This is a genomic window from Endozoicomonas elysicola, assembly GCF_000710775.1.
Lineage (GTDB): Bacteria > Pseudomonadota > Gammaproteobacteria > Pseudomonadales > Endozoicomonadaceae > Endozoicomonas > Endozoicomonas elysicola.
Genome location: NZ_JOJP01000001.1, coordinates 1,584,456 through 1,599,534 on the forward strand (window position 1 = coordinate 1,584,456; position 15,079 = coordinate 1,599,534).

At 47.4% G+C, this 15,079-nt stretch carries 17 protein-coding genes and 1 pseudogene; 5 read left to right on the top strand and 13 right to left on the bottom strand.

The features are described 5' to 3' along the window. Window positions 1-69 precede the first annotated feature (69 nt). Window positions 70-489 (top strand): hypothetical protein, encoded by a 420-nt coding sequence (locus GV64_RS06710; protein WP_020580883.1) that lies wholly within the window; start codon window positions 70-72, stop codon window positions 487-489. A gap of 73 nt (window positions 490-562) precedes the next feature. On the opposite strand, the gene GV64_RS06715 is transcribed toward GV64_RS06710, so the two are convergent. Beyond that, window positions 563-1,618, bottom strand: a complete 1,056-nt coding sequence (locus tag GV64_RS06715; RefSeq protein ID WP_020580882.1) for an alcohol dehydrogenase family protein — start codon at window positions 1,616-1,618, stop codon at window positions 563-565. Window positions 1,619-1,795: 177 nt separating this feature from the next. On the opposite strand from GV64_RS06715, the gene GV64_RS06720 reads away from it, so the two are divergent. Then, window positions 1,796-3,481 (top strand): phytoene desaturase family protein, encoded by a 1,686-nt coding sequence (locus GV64_RS06720; protein ID WP_020580881.1) that lies wholly within the window; start codon window positions 1,796-1,798, stop codon window positions 3,479-3,481. Between the two features lie 131 nt (window positions 3,482-3,612). On the opposite strand, the gene GV64_RS06725 is transcribed toward GV64_RS06720, so the two are convergent. After that, complete coding sequence (locus tag GV64_RS06725) at window positions 3,613-4,422, bottom strand: class I SAM-dependent methyltransferase (RefSeq protein ID WP_020580880.1); 810 nt, start codon at window positions 4,420-4,422, stop codon at window positions 3,613-3,615. Window positions 4,423-4,521: 99 nt separating this feature from the next. Next, window positions 4,522-5,205: a GNAT family N-acetyltransferase gene (locus tag GV64_RS06730; protein ID WP_081622019.1), complete on the bottom strand. Its 684-nt coding sequence runs from the start codon at window positions 5,203-5,205 to the stop codon at window positions 4,522-4,524. Here GV64_RS06730 and GV64_RS06735 point away from each other — a divergent pair. Further along, window positions 5,165-5,659 carry a DUF2937 family protein gene (locus GV64_RS06735; RefSeq protein WP_020580878.1) on the top strand — a complete coding sequence of 165 codons (495 nt, stop codon included), beginning with the start codon at window positions 5,165-5,167 and terminating at the stop codon, window positions 5,657-5,659. The genes GV64_RS06730 and GV64_RS06735 overlap by 41 nt on opposite strands. 6 nt (window positions 5,660-5,665) lie before the next feature. Here GV64_RS06735 and GV64_RS06740 read toward each other — a convergent pair whose 3' ends face one another. Beyond that, entirely contained in the window at window positions 5,666-6,892 is a 1,227-nt protein-coding gene (locus tag GV64_RS06740) for an OTU domain-containing protein (protein ID WP_020580877.1), read from the bottom strand. A 226-nt stretch (window positions 6,893-7,118) separates the two neighbouring features. Here GV64_RS06740 and GV64_RS25205 point away from each other — a divergent pair, with 226 nt between their 5' ends. Next, window positions 7,119-7,259, top strand: coding sequence for a hypothetical protein (locus GV64_RS25205; RefSeq protein WP_157236889.1), 141 nt, complete (start codon window positions 7,119-7,121; stop codon window positions 7,257-7,259). Here GV64_RS25205 and GV64_RS06745 read toward each other — a convergent pair. Both GV64_RS06745 and cbpA read right to left on the bottom strand, forming a co-directional pair. Next, entirely contained in the window at window positions 7,246-7,551 is a 306-nt protein-coding gene (locus tag GV64_RS06745) for a chaperone modulator CbpM (protein WP_020580875.1), read from the bottom strand. The two genes, GV64_RS25205 and GV64_RS06745, sit on opposite strands and share 14 nt — an antisense overlap. After that, window positions 7,548-8,501 carry a curved DNA-binding protein gene (cbpA, locus tag GV64_RS06750; RefSeq protein ID WP_020580874.1) on the bottom strand — a complete coding sequence of 318 codons (954 nt, stop codon included), beginning with the start codon at window positions 8,499-8,501 and terminating at the stop codon, window positions 7,548-7,550. The genes GV64_RS06745 and cbpA overlap by 4 nt, the downstream gene beginning before the upstream one ends. 709 nt (window positions 8,502-9,210) lie before the next feature. Between cbpA and GV64_RS24635 the strand changes: the two genes are divergently transcribed. After that, a complete protein-coding gene (locus GV64_RS24635; RefSeq protein WP_152553949.1) occupies window positions 9,211-9,750 on the top strand; it encodes a hypothetical protein in 540 nt (179 codons plus the stop codon). 62 nt (window positions 9,751-9,812) lie between these two features. Here GV64_RS24635 and GV64_RS06760 read toward each other — a convergent pair whose 3' ends face one another. The 7 genes and pseudogenes from GV64_RS06760 to GV64_RS06790 form a co-directional block, all read right to left on the bottom strand. Next, window positions 9,813-10,091, bottom strand: a complete 279-nt coding sequence (locus GV64_RS06760; RefSeq protein WP_020580871.1) for a hypothetical protein — start codon at window positions 10,089-10,091, stop codon at window positions 9,813-9,815. Window positions 10,092-10,221: 130 nt separating this feature from the next. Then, a complete protein-coding gene (locus GV64_RS23655; protein WP_020580870.1) occupies window positions 10,222-10,770 on the bottom strand; it encodes a pyridoxamine 5'-phosphate oxidase family protein in 549 nt (182 codons plus the stop codon). A gap of 112 nt (window positions 10,771-10,882) precedes the next feature. Beyond that, window positions 10,883-11,122 (bottom strand): annotated as a pseudogene (locus GV64_RS26230) (DUF3861 family protein); the annotation flags it as partial. Between the two features lie 148 nt (window positions 11,123-11,270). Continuing rightward, entirely contained in the window at window positions 11,271-13,031 is a 1,761-nt protein-coding gene (locus GV64_RS06775; protein WP_020580868.1) for an SGNH/GDSL hydrolase family protein, read from the bottom strand. A gap of 126 nt (window positions 13,032-13,157) precedes the next feature. After that, window positions 13,158-14,060: an alpha/beta fold hydrolase gene (locus GV64_RS06780; RefSeq protein WP_157236887.1), complete on the bottom strand. Its 903-nt coding sequence runs from the start codon at window positions 14,058-14,060 to the stop codon at window positions 13,158-13,160. A gap of 58 nt (window positions 14,061-14,118) precedes the next feature. Next, on the bottom strand, window positions 14,119-14,493 hold the full coding sequence (locus tag GV64_RS06785) for a DUF1801 domain-containing protein (RefSeq protein ID WP_020580866.1): 375 nt from the start codon (window positions 14,491-14,493) through the stop codon (window positions 14,119-14,121). A gap of 49 nt (window positions 14,494-14,542) precedes the next feature. Then, window positions 14,543-15,061, bottom strand: a complete 519-nt coding sequence (locus GV64_RS06790) for a GNAT family N-acetyltransferase (protein ID WP_020580865.1) — start codon at window positions 15,059-15,061, stop codon at window positions 14,543-14,545. Window positions 15,062-15,079 lie beyond the last annotated feature (18 nt).

Consider the following 15,079-nt stretch of genomic DNA (forward strand, 5'->3'; position numbering starts at 1 on the left):
TACAGGGCGCATGATGTTTCTTCATTAGCCTGTCTGGCAGGCTGAAGACTGTGTGATAGGGGGATAAGGGTGAAACATCAAATTTCAGCAGATGATCAGCGATTTAAAAAGTGTGTTGAAGAGTGCAGCATTCCGGTTACAGAGTTTAATCACCTTGCTCATGTGAGACTCGCCTACATTTATCTGGCTGAAAGTGACGTGGATGAGGCAAATCGGCAGCTACGCGAGGTTCTTATCCGGTTATTGAAGCACAATAATATAAATCCGGTCGATAAGTACCATGAGACATTAACCAGAGGCTGGCTACTGGCAGTTTATTATTTTATGAAAAAAACAAAAGATGCTGATTCTGCAGAGGCTTTTATTAATGCAAACGACATTCTGTTGGACAGTCAGATCATGATGACACATTACTCATCAGAGCGGCTGTTTTCTGGTGAAGCTCGCCAGTTATTTGTAGAGCCAGATCTTGAGGCTTTTCCCCTTTAAAAGTGAGTATTGATATAGTTGTCCTGCAAAGGCTCTGAGTATTTTCAGAGCCTTTCTTTTCAAGAACACTCAATTATGGCTTAGCAACGGATAACACAATCTTCCCGGTATGCTTCTTCTGAAGAAACACTTCCTGAGCCTCTACAATTTGCTCCAGCGGAAAAGTATGTGCGACCACCGGTTTGATATCACCTGCTTCAATATGGTGAACCAAGTTGGCAAAAACCTCCGGCTCAAGCACGGTGCAACCAAAGAAGCTTAAGTCTTTTAAATACAGTGTTCGCAGGTCAAGCTCAACAAGAGGGCCTGCAATAGCACCGGCTACTGAATAGCGGCCACCGGGCTTCAATACCTCAAGAAGCTCTCCCCACTGGTTGCCTCCCACCAGGTCGATCACCACGTCCACACTGTTGATACCCAGGGCATCGATCACACTGTCAGAGCGTGAAATGGTTTTTGAGGCGCCAATCTTCAGAAGTTCTTCGGATTTCTCCGGGCTGGTAATGGCGATAACACGAGCCCCTCGGGCTTTGGCAAGCTGAATTGCAGCGGAGCCAACGCCACCGGACGCACCGGTTACCAGAACGGTATCTCCCGTCTTAACGTTGGGTTTGGTCAACAGATTTTCTGCAGTTGAGTAAGAGCAGGGAAAGGAGGCAAGTTCAACAGCCGTTAAGGCGCTGGAAATCTTATAAGCGTGTCTGGATGCTACGGTTGTGTACTCTGCAAACCCACCATCACACTCGGCGCCAAAGTACCAGGGATTGGCCAATGCCTTACCGTCTTTCTCACGCAGGCAGGGTTCAATTAACACTCTTTCGCCGATACGGGCAGCACTGACGCCCGGACCGACAGCTACGATCACGCCACAGACATCGGCACCCTGTATTCTGGGAAAGTAGAATGCTTCACCGGTCCAGCCTGCGTCCTCTTCATGATCCCCGGACTTGGAATACCAGCCGGTTCTGATATTGATATCGGTATTGTTGACACCTGTCGCATAAACCTGGATCAGTACTTCTCTATCACCTGGTACTGGCATTGGAAGGTCGTTCCGATATTCCAGCTGTTCAGGTCCGCCATGCCCAGTGAGAACAACGCCACTCATTTTTTCGGGTAACTGAGACATCTTACTTCCCGTTAATTATTCAGTTTTGACTATAAATTGGGGCAAATATCATTTTATAAAGATGCAATATTGCGTACTGCTTTCACATTGTGTTGTGAAAACATACACTGTTCCCTGATTGGCTTGGCCTCCAAAGCAGCTAAGCAAAATAGAATAATAAGAAAAAAAGGTGATTGGATGAAACCCAGTACGATCCGAATCGGGCGCCGTTATCGCAGTAATCGGCTGGAAGGACCTTATGACACGATTGTGATTGGCTCAGGCCCTGGTGGTATGGCCGCTGCCGTCTGTCTTTCCAAGGCTGGGCAGAAAGTACTGGTGCTTGAGCAGCATTACACCGCTGGTGGCTTCAGTCACAGTTATAGTCGCAATGGCTATGAGTGGGATGTGGGGGTTCACTATGTTGGGGATGTGGGTAACTCGAAGACCATGGCAGGAACGCTGTTTGGTTACCTGACCGATGGAGAGCTCCAGTGGTCACCCATGGCTGATAACTATGATCGGTTTTATCTGGGGGATGATCAGTATGACCTGATCCGAGGTAAAGACGCCTTCCGAAAGCAAATGGTTCAATACTTTCCGGATGAAACTGACGCCATCGATCAGTACCTTAATCTGCTCAAAGAAGTGTCCAATGCCATGCCCGCCTTTTCGGCACAGAAACTGTTGCCGGGCTGGCTCAATAAAGCCATGCGCTTGGTGGGAAAAGGAAAGCTGCCGTCGTTTTTTAATGAACCGACGATTGATGTACTCAGTCGCTTGACCAGCAATAAAAAATTGATTGCGGTACTCACTGGGCAGTGGGGGGATAATGGTCTGCCACCGGAGCAGTCCAGCTTTATGGTGCATGCCCTGATTGCCAGACATTACATGTTTGGTGGTTACTACCCGGTTGGTGGAGCTTCACGCATAGCCGAAACCATGATTCCCCAGATTCAGGCCAGTGGTGGAGAGCTGTTCACCTATGCAGAGGTTACCGAAATTCTGATTGAGAATGGTCGGGCAGTGGGTGTCAAAATGAAAGATGGCACCGATATACGCGCACAGCGGGTCATCAGTAATGCGGGTGTTTTTAATACGTTTGGGCGCCTGCTGCCTGCATCCACGGCAAGAGCGACCGGTTATTTGGATAAGCTGAGCCAGGTAACACCTTCCATGACCCACCTGGGTATGTATATCGGTATTGCCGATACGGCAGAAAACCTCGATTTACCCAAGACCAACTTCTGGATCTATCAGGATGAGCACCATGGCCAGAATGTTGATGTCTTTTTAAAAGACAGTAGTCAACCATTTCCGGTTGTTTATATCTCGTTCCCATCGGCCAAGGATGCCAGCTGGGATGAGCGTTACCCCAATCGCGCCACTATTGAAATTGTGGCCCCAGCAAAATATGAATGGTTTGAACAGTGGAAAGACGAAACCTGGGGGAAACGTGGTGAAGATTATGATGCATTGAAAGAAGGCTTTTCTATACGTCTGCTTGAAGTGCTCTATGAAAAGCTGCCGCAGCTGCGTGGCAAGATTGATTACTATGAACTCTCCACACCACTCTCCACTGACTTCTTCTGTTTCTATAAAAAAGGAGAAATCTATGGGCTGAGTCATGATCCAGACCGATTCACCCAGGACTGGCTGAAACCCAAAACCGATATTCCAGGCCTCTATCTGACTGGACAGGATGTAATGACCGCTGGAGTTGTGGGTGCTGCGATGTCAGGGTTGATGACTGCCGGTTCTGTTTTGGGACTGGTGGGTGGCTGGAAGATGCTTAAGCAGTTACGGAGCTGGAAGCCTGCCCCACGGAAACAGCCTGCACATGTTTCCGGAAATAGGGAGGAAGATGCAGAAGCGGCGGTTTGAATACACACTATTCAGAGAGGCAAAGCTGTTCTTAACCACAAAGGTACAGAGACACAAGAAGGATTTTTTTTGTGTGTCTTTGTGGTGAAAAATATGAATTAGCAGATAACACTCTTTTGCCTAATTCGGTGTCAGTACTTACTTGCCTCAATGAAAAGAGCCTGTCGTGTCAGGCCACTGAGATCATCACCAAAAACGGCTTGTAGCTCCTCAGTCATCTCCTTGATTATCTGACTGTGACTCAGGCCTTTTTCCTGAAACTCGAAAAATACCGGTGTCCCCGTGATGATGCTTGTAGCGGCTTCATTGGCTGAGCAGTTAGCCGTCTTTTTTTGTACGACCGAAATCTGAATGCCCATAAAGCCAGCTGCTTCCAGCTCTGTTTTTAGATAGTCCAGGCTGGCACAATTATGAGGAAGCTTGTGAAATTGAGGTAAATTGCCATCAAAGTAGCGGGCAGCTTTATTATAAAAATGAAAACTGAGTGTGTTCTTTTCAAGTGTGTCCCAGACACTGAACAGCAGTTTGCCATTGGGTTTAAGAACTCTGTGGGCTTCCCTGAGTGCAGTCTGTTTATCGTCGAAATACATCAAGCCGAACAGGCTGACCACAGCATCAAAGGCCTCATTGTCGTAAGGCAGGATGCAGGCATCCGCCAGATCAAAATGAACCCCGGTTATACTACCCAGCTTTTCCCGGGCCATGCTTAGCATATCCTCACTGATATCTGAAACTGTATATAACGAGCCTGACTCCAGATTCTGCTGCAAGATCTGTGAACCGGCACCAGTGCCAGCTGCCGTTTCAAGAATATCTCTGGGAACAGTTCTTTTCAGCCGAATGGCCATCTCTTCTGCGAAGGGCTGAAGAAATCTTGGAAAAATCAGCTTGTCGTAGTTTTCAGGCACACTACCTGAAAAGGATTGGGCAAGTCCTGACATTGGGATATGGCCTTTGTTCTTTCGATTTACAGAGCCTGAACGGTAGAAAGAACAAAGGTAGCAGATTGAATGATTTTTGCCCTTTTGTGGTCTATTGCATCAATTTGGGCGAATGGTGTCAGATGTGATCTGATAGTAGTTTCGCTCAATGATGGTGTTGTAGCTTTTATAACTGAATCCACACTTTTCCAGAACCCGAATGGATGCCTGATTCTCAGGGCGGGCAAAGGCCCCGATAACATCAAGTTTCAACTGTCGAAAGCCATAGTCAATTGATGCTTTAACCAGTTCTGTGCCCAAACCTTTTCCCCAGTAACCTTTGTTGAAAAAATAGGCGACTTCAGGGCCGTAGCCTGGGTCGAAAGGGTCTTCCATCAAGCCACCCCAGCCAATCACGGTTTTGTCCTCTTTAAGGCAAACCGTCCAGGGCGCGAAGCCTACAATATCCCTCTGTTCAGCATGAGTGGTGAGATAATGCTCGGATTCTTCCATATTTTGCACGTTAAATGTGAATTGCATTGCTTCCTGGTCCCGCTGAATCTGGAATAGAGGTTCGACATCAGCCTTTTGGAATGGGCGAAGAAGAAGCTGTTGAGTTATCAATTCCATAGAAACCATTGGTTTGATCGAGCTTGCAAAGAAAGGGTGGCTAAATTGCTCCGATTCCTTGCGGCAGCTGGTGGATATAATAAGATGAAAGAAATGGAGTAAATCATTATCCAATGGATCAACAGGAGCAAGCTTGATCGTCAACTTACTGGATAAACTACTGTTTGGGGGCATACTGCTGATCGTATTGCAGGTGCCCGTGTTGTCTGACCACTATGTGCAGTATCTGAGTGGTTACTACGAAGCGACAAAACATCAGGTTGAGGGTTTCAGAAGCAATGCTGTCAGGCATGGATACCCCGATGAGTACGCCATGATTAATGATCTTTTGCAAAACCCGAATGCAGTGATAAAAGACGATGCCCGGCAGAAGAAGCAGACATTAATGGAGTTTGATAAGCTTAATCAGACCCTGTCTACCTTGATTCATGGTAATTACTTTGAGCGGGCCTGGTTCATCAGCTCTCCGACGCAATGGAAAACGCTGGAAAAAGTACTGGTTAATTTTAAGCCGGGTATTCCACTTTCAATAAATGATCTGGTGTACAGTGTATTGATTGCATTGTTGCTGAGTACCCTGCTGACACTTCCCTTAAGGGTTGCATTTATCAGCAGGGCCAGAGCCTGACTAAGACTATCGGGTTGCAAGCATAAAGTGATTACTTTCGGGCTTATCCTCTATCGCCTGATCCAGAATCATGATCATTGGTTGAACAGTACGCCCAAAGCTGTCTGTCAGATTTAGTCTGTAAGCATTTTCGAGAGAGTGTATGCCCAGTTGAGGTTTTCCTTTTTTATCCACGGCAAGTAGAGTTTTACCGAACCGATTAATGACCATCATAGGCCTTTCGATAATCTGGGCTGCAAAGGAAATATCATCAACATTAGCGAAATAGCCTTCCTTACTAATATCTTGCAGTTCATTACCTTCACCCAGCCTGTAGTAAAGTCCAGCTTCAAATTCAGAACCGATGGAGTAGCGATAGTGTGAATGGAATGCTTTCGCTCTTTGTGCAGTACCAAGTCTCATGTCATACGCAAGCTCTCTTCTCACTGAATCTGGAATTCTTGCAAGTGTTTCGGGAGATATATTGTGAGTACATAGAGCATGGTAAAAGCAGTTTCCATCCCGGGGTACATCCTGGAAGCGATAACCGAATTCGGCAAGCATGTTGGCCACGGCCGATTTCTGACGTGCTATAGCCTGCTGTTCCATAAGGTATTGCTGATTGCTTTGTTGCAGCGCTTTAGCCAGGGAACAGTTACCTGAATTGAGGATTGCTGCTTGAGATGCTGACCTGGCATTTTCAGCCTGCAGTGTTTTTTGGCTTGCCTCAATGGCAATAGCAATATCCCGTTGCAGCTGCGGGTTTAATGCATCTGCTCTGGCCTGAGCGTCGGCGGCCCGCTTTCTCTCTTCCTGCGCATGAGTTCTTATACTTTCCTGGATCACAGAATCTGGAATTGGGGCATCCATCAGATGGTTATTTCGGGCAGATATATTCTGGTTGGCTACGGCCTGCTGTAACGGTCTTGGGGTTGGAGCCGCAGGGCCAGACGTTGGGTTGCCAGAAGCGATCACAGATGAAGTGCCACCGAATAAACCCTGATTTCTATTTCGAATACCAGGCTGGACACTCGCTGATACAGGCATGATGGCCTGAGCAATACCAGTCTGAGAGGTCAAGCGGTTACGCTCAAAACTGGCAGGGGGGGATACCAGTTGAGCGGTATAGCGCTGTCTGGCAGCAAACTGGCTCACTGGTCGCTGATTAAAATATGAGTTTGAAACCCCTTTTTTCGGCAGTTGGCGAGCGAGCCCTGAGACTTTTGGTAAAAAGGTTTTCACACTATTCAACATAGGCTCTCCCTGCAACCAGCTATCCTTGGTAATCAGCAGTGGGATTTGCCTGCTATGCAGGCATTCCACTGATGTTATGACCAACATTATTCACGTAATGGACTCTTTTAAAATTATACGTTAGTACTATTTTTTGAGTGTTTGTGGTTTTTTTCTTTAAAAATCAATTGATTGTATTTATTTTGCTGACTGAGGACAGTGTTCTTTCGGAGAAGCACAGGGTCGTATGACGCAAATAATGGCAGGCCCTTTGGACCCTGCGTCGCTCTATGTTATGTCCTGGAGAAGTGTAATGGGAACTACCTGCTGGCAGGGCGGCCAGCAAGATAGTGGTGTCAGGGCTGATGGTGATACTAACCAGACATAAAGCGGCCCAGGCGCTGCTTAAGGTGGCGGTTCTCTTGCCGAAGTTGATCCAGTTTTTCCAGTAACTCAATAGCCAGTGCTATGCCCGGCCAGTCCACATCAAGGTCATCGTGCAGGCGTACCGCTTTTCTGGTCAGTAGCACCATGGCCGGACTGAATCGCCATTCGCCGCGCGAAGTACCCACAGGCTCGACAATCCCCTGCTCAATAATTTCGATGATCGTCTCTTCTGCTACACCGGTTTGCAGACAGACTTCAGTGAAACTCAGGTAGGTGGTCTGTATATCGTTCATGAGGCTTCACTCCACTCGGCTCGCGGATCGAAGGGAGCCTGTTCTGCGAGCTGTTGCCACTGCTCCTTTAGGGAATCGTTGCTTTTTGGCATAACGACTTTTAACACCGCATAAAGATCGCCCTGTACCTGTTTCCCGGGCAGGCCTTTGCCTTTCACACGCAGGCGCTGACCGCTCTGACTGTTGGCAGGAATGGTTAAGTTGATTTTGCCCGACAGTGTTGGCAGCGTCACCTTAGCACCAAGCGCTGCCTCCCAGGGAGCGAGGGGAAGGGTAATGATCAGGTTATGCCCTTCCACATCAAAGAGTGGGTGAGGTACCAGCCTGATTCGCAAATACAGGTCACCGCTGCCACCATCACCAACACCCGGTGCTCCCTGACCTTTCAATCGGATAAGCTCACCATCGGTTACGCCAGGGGGGATTTTTACCTTGAGGGTTTTACTCACCTCGGTAACGTGTCCATGCTCATCATAATGGGGCAGGCTGTAGGAGATGGTTTTGGACTCTTCCGAGAGGGTGTCTTCAAGAAAAATGGGCATCTCGGTTTCAATATCCTGTCCTCGCTGGCTATAAGCCCTTCGCTGTCCAAAATCACTGGCTCGGGAGTCAGAGCCTGTGCCAAAAATAGACGAAAAGAAGTCTGAAAAGTCCCCCTGGAAATGGCGACCACTGTTGTCCCAGGACCCGGAAGGTTCCCAGCCGGGAGGTGGACGAAAACCTTGCTGAGACCCTCCGTACTGACGAATTTCATCGTACTCTGCACGTTTCGCGTCGTCTTTCAGTACTTCATAGGCTTCAGCAACCTCCTTGAACTGGTTTTCAGCATCATGGTGGTCACTGACATCCGGGTGGTACTTCCTGGCCAGTTTTCGATAGGCGTTCTTTATCGTTTTCTTATCAGCATCAGAATCAACACCCAGAATCTTGTAATAGTCTTTGAATTCCATAATGCATCCGGTATCGCTTCAGGGTAGGGATAAACAGAAGAGTTGGAACGTTTGTGGGTTTAATATAGACCATATGAATCAGGGCTGTGACGATAGGCAGATATTCAGGTTACGCCTTCTAATTGCCTGTTGCTGGATGGTTGGGCTGTAAGCATAAAGCCAGATTTATTATTTAATTATGAGTGGGCATAAAATAAACCTGACTTGAAACTTTTTTAAGATAAATAAGTCTTATTTCCAGTTTTACAAAAAACATGGAAACAAAGCTCTCTTTAAATACGAACATGGATTTTCTCTTATTAAAGGTCTTCTTATGGTTGAAATAAATAAGAGTTTTTCTGTTCCTACGGCTTCTCATAACAACCAGTCTGATCCCAGTAGAGCAGAGCTATCAGATGGTCGCTTGAGGCATCGTAATGTTCATGGGTGTAATGGACGTAAAAGAATGTACTCTTCTTGTGAGAGTCCCAAATGGGCTCAGCAGTTAACTCGATTCGTGATACTCACGGCGCCTGTTGCCTTTGCAAACAATGGGACAAATTTGCGGATTCCAGCCTTAGCACCAAATTTTGAGCAAACGATCTACTGTGAGCAAGATTTGAAACTTATCTCGAACTGCTACAGTGCATTGACTGCCTGTCAAGCTGAGGTAGTAGCTAATTCTGAAAAAGCGGCCTACCTGCAAGGCAGGTTTGATGGAAGGGTGGACGTGTCCTGTAAGAATCACATTGATGAAAAAAGATACTTGAATGTGACTTTGCAGCAATTACAGAATACCTCTTCCCAGCTAAAGGCAGATAATAAAGTACTTCAATCAAAGCTCACGACTCTCAGAACCGAACTGAAAAATACTGCAAATAATGAAGCTTCTCTGCGCACAGAGCTGGAAAATGCCCTTGAACAAATTGCACAGAATGAAGCTGATCAATCACTGGTCGCTACCCTTAGCGCGGAGCTGGAAAATACCATTACCCAGGAGCAAGCTGCAGCGGGCGGGTCTCTTTTGGGATTTTTGAGTATTTTTGGTACTGCTGGATTTTTTAAAAGAGAGCAGATATGTAGAATGATCTCATCATGCTGTTCATGGCTCTGCTCTGGAAGGCAACAGGACTCGACTGAATCAGTAGCGAATCAGCAGGCGATAGAGGAAGGTGTTCCGCTGCAAGCTGTAGGTACTGTGGATGAGTCTGGTAGCCGTAGTTATTCGGAAGTTACAAGACCTCACCGCTCTACAATGAGCAGGGCTTAAAGGTGAAGAAACAATCGCGCTAATAAGCGTAATTAACCATAAATAATCTGACTCAGGCTTTTTTATCCATGAAGCTGCTTCTTTAACGCATTGACTTTTTTCATCAGCCTGAACGACTGAAACGCGCAGAAAATAGCTACGGGAATGGCAACAGCCAGCGAAGAGTCAACAATCAGAGTGTTACCAAGCCATGGGTGCAGCGACTCAGGGGACTCTCCGAATTTGGCAAACATGCCTAATCCGATAACAATCATGGCCGGAGCATCCGCTAGCTGCGTCAACATTAACTTTTTTTCTACGGCTTTCAGCTGTTCTTCGATGTTTGTTTTTTCAGAGTCCATTAAAACATTTCCTGAGTGTTTTTACTTGTCTGGGACAAAAAGATCACATGCCCGGTAGGATTGGGTCAAGGCCTTTCCTTTCTTGGATGTGGATTGACGGCCTGGTCTTGATTCTAATACCCTCGTGGTCTCAGGAAGCTATGAAAGCCATTGGCTTGAAGCATTGATCCATTCGTACTTCAGCAATGTCACTCAGTGCTTTCTGAACTTCGGTAATGGGCACTGAAGTCTTCTGGTCTATCTGATGGCCCTGAATCATTTCTGGCTTATCCAGTACCCATGCTTTTTCCGGCTTAAAACAATACAGACGTTCGGGCGCATCGAACAGGAAATCCCCGCCGCTCAGCTGGCTGTGTTCATTGATGCGTTGAAAGTGTCGGGTGACGACCTCAGAGAGGCATGCATCGATGAACTGACCTGCTTTGCCAAGCAGATATAATCCTGTTGCTGTTCTGGGGGGACAGGTGGAGTCAAAAATTGAGATGAATGTTCTGGGGTTGGCTGCAATAAGGTTTGAGTGAGTTGAGGTAACGCTGGAAGCCCAGAATATGTCAGCACTCTCGTTGAGAGAGTAATAAACCGGGCTTACCCATGGAGAACCGTCCAGCGATGATGTTCCCAGTGCACAATAGATATTCTCCAGTAATAATTCAGCGGCCTGCTTTGAGTGGGCTTTCATTCTGATTGCCGGTGGTTATGAGTCCGACTATCAGGATAGGTTTCCCCCTGCCACTGTAGAGCTACATAAAGTGGTTTTGTTGATTAGCGGGCTGGTTCAGGCAGAAATAACGTTATCCGAACTTTTTCAGCGCTTTCATAAAATCGGCGAAATGAGGAGCCAGCGTTGAAAACAGTTCCGAGTTTCGGTGCTGTAACAGGACGCCACCAAACAGTTTGATACCTAGCCCTAACTGTTCAGCAGTCCCTGGTTCGATATCTGGCCGTTGTTTCAACTTTTTCAGTATGCCGAATATTTCATCGTGGCTGATAAAATTAAACTCAACGGGCTGATCGTATAGTGATGACCTTTTTTCATGTTCAAGCCTAAACTACGTAAGTCTGGTAAGGATAGCTGCTGCCGACTGAGGCTGGTTGATGCAGGTATGCAAAAAGGAGGGCTGAAAGGGGGCACTGTTAAGCCGGTACTCACTCTCCCGAACGCCCCCGGACATACCATAACTAGCCTGCGTTGTGTTTACGGAGTTGAGCTTCTTTTATGGCCTGCTCTTTTGAATAATGGTGAGTATCGCAGGGAATGTTAAAGCGTTCGGCCAGAATCTGACAGGTCTGCTCTGCAATCGCGTAATGAGCCTCAGCACTTGGGTGTACGCTGTCGCTGTAAAATGCGGTTTTACCCGGAGTTACCTGAGAGAAATGGTCGCGGATGGGTTGCCAGCTGTCATCAAATGCCGCATTACTTAGCAGTTCCTGAGTCACAATGTTGTGCTGCTGTTCAGCCTCTTTACGTTTTTCTGCGATGCGGGCCTGGCGCTCTTTTTCAACCTCTTCAGCATCGTCCATACCGGGTATCGGAATATTCAGAATAGGGTGCTCGAAATCCCATTGCGGATCGTTTCGCAGCGTTCCAAACACTTCTTCGCCATCGATTTTCATGACACGATAGCCAGAGTGCTGTGGAAAGGTTTCCCTTAACAGGTTAATTCTCATACTGAGGCTGGCATTATATACCCGCCACTTTTCATGCAACTCCTGTCGTTCCGGGGAGTTAAGAAACCTGGGGGCGGCCGTGATATCGGGCAGTACAAAGACAATAACCCGCTGGGCTCCCGCCTGTAGCACATTGTAAATATCCTGTGCCTGTTCCTGGGCAATATCGTCAGGGTCGTGCCAGTTATTCAGGAAATCATTACCCCCATTAAAAAAGACAACCAGTGTGTCTGGCGAGATCAGCGGGTCAGATGTGTGTTTATTGACCTTGCTCCTGCGCTCACCCAGGTAAGACTGAACAATCAGACCCTCGCAGGGGGGGATAAGGCTGCCCTGAAAGAGTGTGACGGCGGCATCCATGACTCCCTCCACAGAACGGAGGAAGGCACCAGGTCTGCCCAGCTTACCTTCAGCGCAAAGTATCCAGCTTCCAGCCATGGCCCGGTTATCAAGGTTGACTGTGTGCTGTTCCGGGAATGACATCATCTTTACCAGCACCTCTGGCCACATCAAATCCATATCCCGGCCAGTGGTCCATTTCCCTTTTTCGTAGTGCTCGATGTCGGGTAACAGGGGTATCTGGTCTGCAAACCGTGTAGTAGTCGAGAGTAAGGTATCTTCAGCCACGGCTGGCATCATAGAGACCAGATCTGCATTAATGATCTCTCCCAGGGCTTCGGTCTTATTGGCCAGAAGCCTGCTGATTGTTTTGATTGAGGGCATCAGGCTGGCAATATGGGAGTGCTGAACCTTTCGGAGAAAACGGGTAGTGCGTTTCACCGCAACCAGCAGATGGCTGTCCAGCCTCTGCTCTATGAATTTAAGGCTGGTCAGCATGTTCGTCAGCAGTGCTTCCAGCTGATTTACTACACGTTCTTCCAGCCCTGTCACTAGCCGTCCAATAAAGCTTTGTTCGCGTTTTTCTGCCTGAAGCTCTATACGATAAAGTTCGAATGTTTGTTCAATATTCCGGATGCTGCTGGCACGGGAGAAAAACTGGCTTAGATCAATAGGTGGCTCTTCGAGCAGCAGGTTGAAATCGCCTCTCAGGGTTTTCAGCAGATTGAACGTAGAGAGTGCTGAGTCCGGCGAATGAAAGTCATCTCCATGACTGTCTGAGAGGCTATCTCCAAACACAAGTAACGTATTGGGAGTCCATGGCTCAGGCTTCATGAGTGTAGGAGTGCTGATGTCTAGCTCATGACCAGCACTGGTTTGCAGAAAACACAAAACGAAAAAACAGGTGATCAGTGTATACAAGCAGTTTTTCATGGCTGGACTCTGATGGCATTGCTTACACATGTTCTAGCTGGAACTGACCGTGAGGCTAGATTAATTGGAGATCAGAGCCCGCTTTTCTTTTCTATGTCATTCCTTATGGTTTGGCTTTTCGGAGTCTTAAGTACGCTTTTTTGCTTCGTGGTGGGCTTTGTAGATTTCTTTGGCCATTGTTCCGGGAGCTTCCAGCATGGGTAAATGGCCTATCTTCTCAAATTCAACCAGCTTGATGTGTTCGACCTCCCGCTTCAGCACCCGGCCACCATCCACATGCAGAATCTTATCTTCAGTTCCCCAGCACACCACGGTAGGGCCAGGGTAGGTTTTCAGCACCTGTTCCAGCGGGCCTTCAAAAATAAGGTTGTCGCCTGACCGTTCATGGGTTGCAAAAAAAATCTTCTCCTTCAACGACGGGTTGCTGGTGGCTTCTCGGGTTAACTGCTCAATGGCAAAGTCTGGCAGGTAGGGCACTTTATAAAAACACTTCTGCAATAAAAACGCATATTCTTCCTGATTACCCGGCAGCAATACATTATGGCCACCGGCAGCAATGTAGTTAAACACCTCACTGTGTTTTGCACTTGCTACGCCCAGTGGATTTAACAGCAGCAGAGTTCTGATCCGCTCAGGGTGTTGTGCGGCAAAATTAGCCGCCAGATAGCCACCGTAAGAGTTACCCGCCAGCATAACGTTCGTTAACTGTTTGTGCTGAACAAAGGTCAGCAACCGCGTGAGCTGGTCTGCTAATCCGTAACTGGCTTCTGGATCATGATGACTGTGTCCAAACCCCGGCAGATCAATGGCAATCACATGGAAGTCACGGGTCAGGTATTTGGCCAGTTTGTTCCAGTTGTCTTTATTGGCGCCAAATCCATGCAGCAGAAGAATGGTTTGACCTTTACCGCCTTCCAGGTAAGCAAATGTACCGTCGGATGTGACCAACTGTTTGGGGCTAAGGCCGGCCAGTTTTCGCTCGCACCAGAGATACCCATCAAATAAGAATTTATTGATTGTTGTTTTCATTGTTGTTTTCATTGTTATTTCATGTGATTTCTGCTTTTTGAGAAAAGCCTTTTATCTATTATGAGTCTGCTTTATGTTGTGCCAGCGCTTCTTTTACATAGGAACTGACATTCTTGGTTTGTATATCCTGGTAGGACATAATCTTAATATGCCTGCGTAGTTTACCCTTTCCTTCCAACACCGAATCTGGATCCGATAAGCTGGCGCCTTCACTGAATTCAATAGAGGCGTGGGATTGATAGAAGAACAGGCCTCCTATCAACTTCTGGCCTTTGGAAAAGACAAGACCGCCATACTTAATGTCTTCAATGACATCTGGGTCAACATTGAAATACATATCTCTAATCTTCAGCGCCATGTCGTAACGTTCGGCCTCTGTCGATTGAAGATCCATCATAAAAACAGCAATTCTTTGAGTGCTGAAATCCTTCATCGTCGACAATGTCCCCTAACTTGAAAGTCCTTGCTTCTCTTTTGCCTTATCATTTGGTGGATTGCTTATTTAGGCTGTACAGGTTGGCGTTTACTCCCTTGATGGTGATTGCTTTGGAGAAGCGCTGACCAATACGCTCAGAAACGTTAATAGACGCCGTATTTTCGGGAATGATAAGGCTGATCAGTGCGTCCGCACCGGTATTCTCAAACCCCCATTGAACCGAACGGTGTGCCGCTTCCGTCGCATAACCTTTACCCCAGTACTCCCTTGCCAATGCCCAGCCAACCTCAATGCCCGGCCATCCCTCTGGATTATAAAGCCCGACTCTGCCGACAAACTGGCCCGATAATTTCTCCTCAACGGCCCACATACCAAACCTGCGGAGTTCCCAGTGGCCGATCAGCATCGCTAATCCTCTCCAGGACTCTTCGCTGGACAGTGTTTGGCCCGTGCCTATGTATTTCATGACTTCCGGGTCAGCACACATCTGTGCGTAGGGTTCAACGTCCTGTTCATTGAAGCCTCTGAGAATCAAGCGGTCAGTTTCGAGGGTGGGTATTATCATTTTAATATTTCATCCACT

Excerpts from the sequence above, each read along its gene's own strand:
- GV64_RS06725 (WP_020580880.1), bottom strand. The coding sequence starts at position 4,422 with ATGTCAGGACTTGCCCAATCCTTTTCAGGTAGTGTGCCTGAAAACTAC.
- GV64_RS25205 (WP_157236889.1), top strand. The coding sequence starts at position 7,119 with ATGACGCAAATAATGGCAGGCCCTTTGGACCCTGCGTCGCTCTATGTT.
- cbpA (WP_020580874.1), bottom strand. The coding sequence starts at position 8,501 with ATGGAATTCAAAGACTATTACAAGATTCTGGGTGTTGATTCTGATGCT.
- GV64_RS06740 (WP_020580877.1), bottom strand. The coding sequence starts at position 6,892 with ATGTTGAATAGTGTGAAAACCTTTTTACCAAAAGTCTCAGGGCTCGCT.
- GV64_RS06730 (WP_081622019.1), bottom strand. The coding sequence starts at position 5,205 with ATGCCCCCAAACAGTAGTTTATCCAGTAAGTTGACGATCAAGCTTGCT.
- GV64_RS06715 (WP_020580882.1), bottom strand. The coding sequence starts at position 1,618 with ATGTCTCAGTTACCCGAAAAAATGAGTGGCGTTGTTCTCACTGGGCAT.
- GV64_RS23655 (WP_020580870.1), bottom strand. The coding sequence starts at position 10,770 with ATGAAAGCCCACTCAAAGCAGGCCGCTGAATTATTACTGGAGAATATC.
- GV64_RS06775 (WP_020580868.1), bottom strand. The coding sequence starts at position 13,031 with ATGAAAAACTGCTTGTATACACTGATCACCTGTTTTTTCGTTTTGTGT.
- GV64_RS06760 (WP_020580871.1), bottom strand. The coding sequence starts at position 10,091 with ATGGACTCTGAAAAAACAAACATCGAAGAACAGCTGAAAGCCGTAGAA.
- GV64_RS06785 (WP_020580866.1), bottom strand. The coding sequence starts at position 14,493 with ATGAAGGATTTCAGCACTCAAAGAATTGCTGTTTTTATGATGGATCTT.
- GV64_RS06720 (WP_020580881.1), top strand. The coding sequence starts at position 1,796 with ATGAAACCCAGTACGATCCGAATCGGGCGCCGTTATCGCAGTAATCGG.
- GV64_RS06745 (WP_020580875.1), bottom strand. The coding sequence starts at position 7,551 with ATGAACGATATACAGACCACCTACCTGAGTTTCACTGAAGTCTGTCTG.
- GV64_RS06790 (WP_020580865.1), bottom strand. The coding sequence starts at position 15,061 with ATGATAATACCCACCCTCGAAACTGACCGCTTGATTCTCAGAGGCTTC.
- GV64_RS06780 (WP_157236887.1), bottom strand. The coding sequence starts at position 14,060 with ATGAAAACAACAATCAATAAATTCTTATTTGATGGGTATCTCTGGTGC.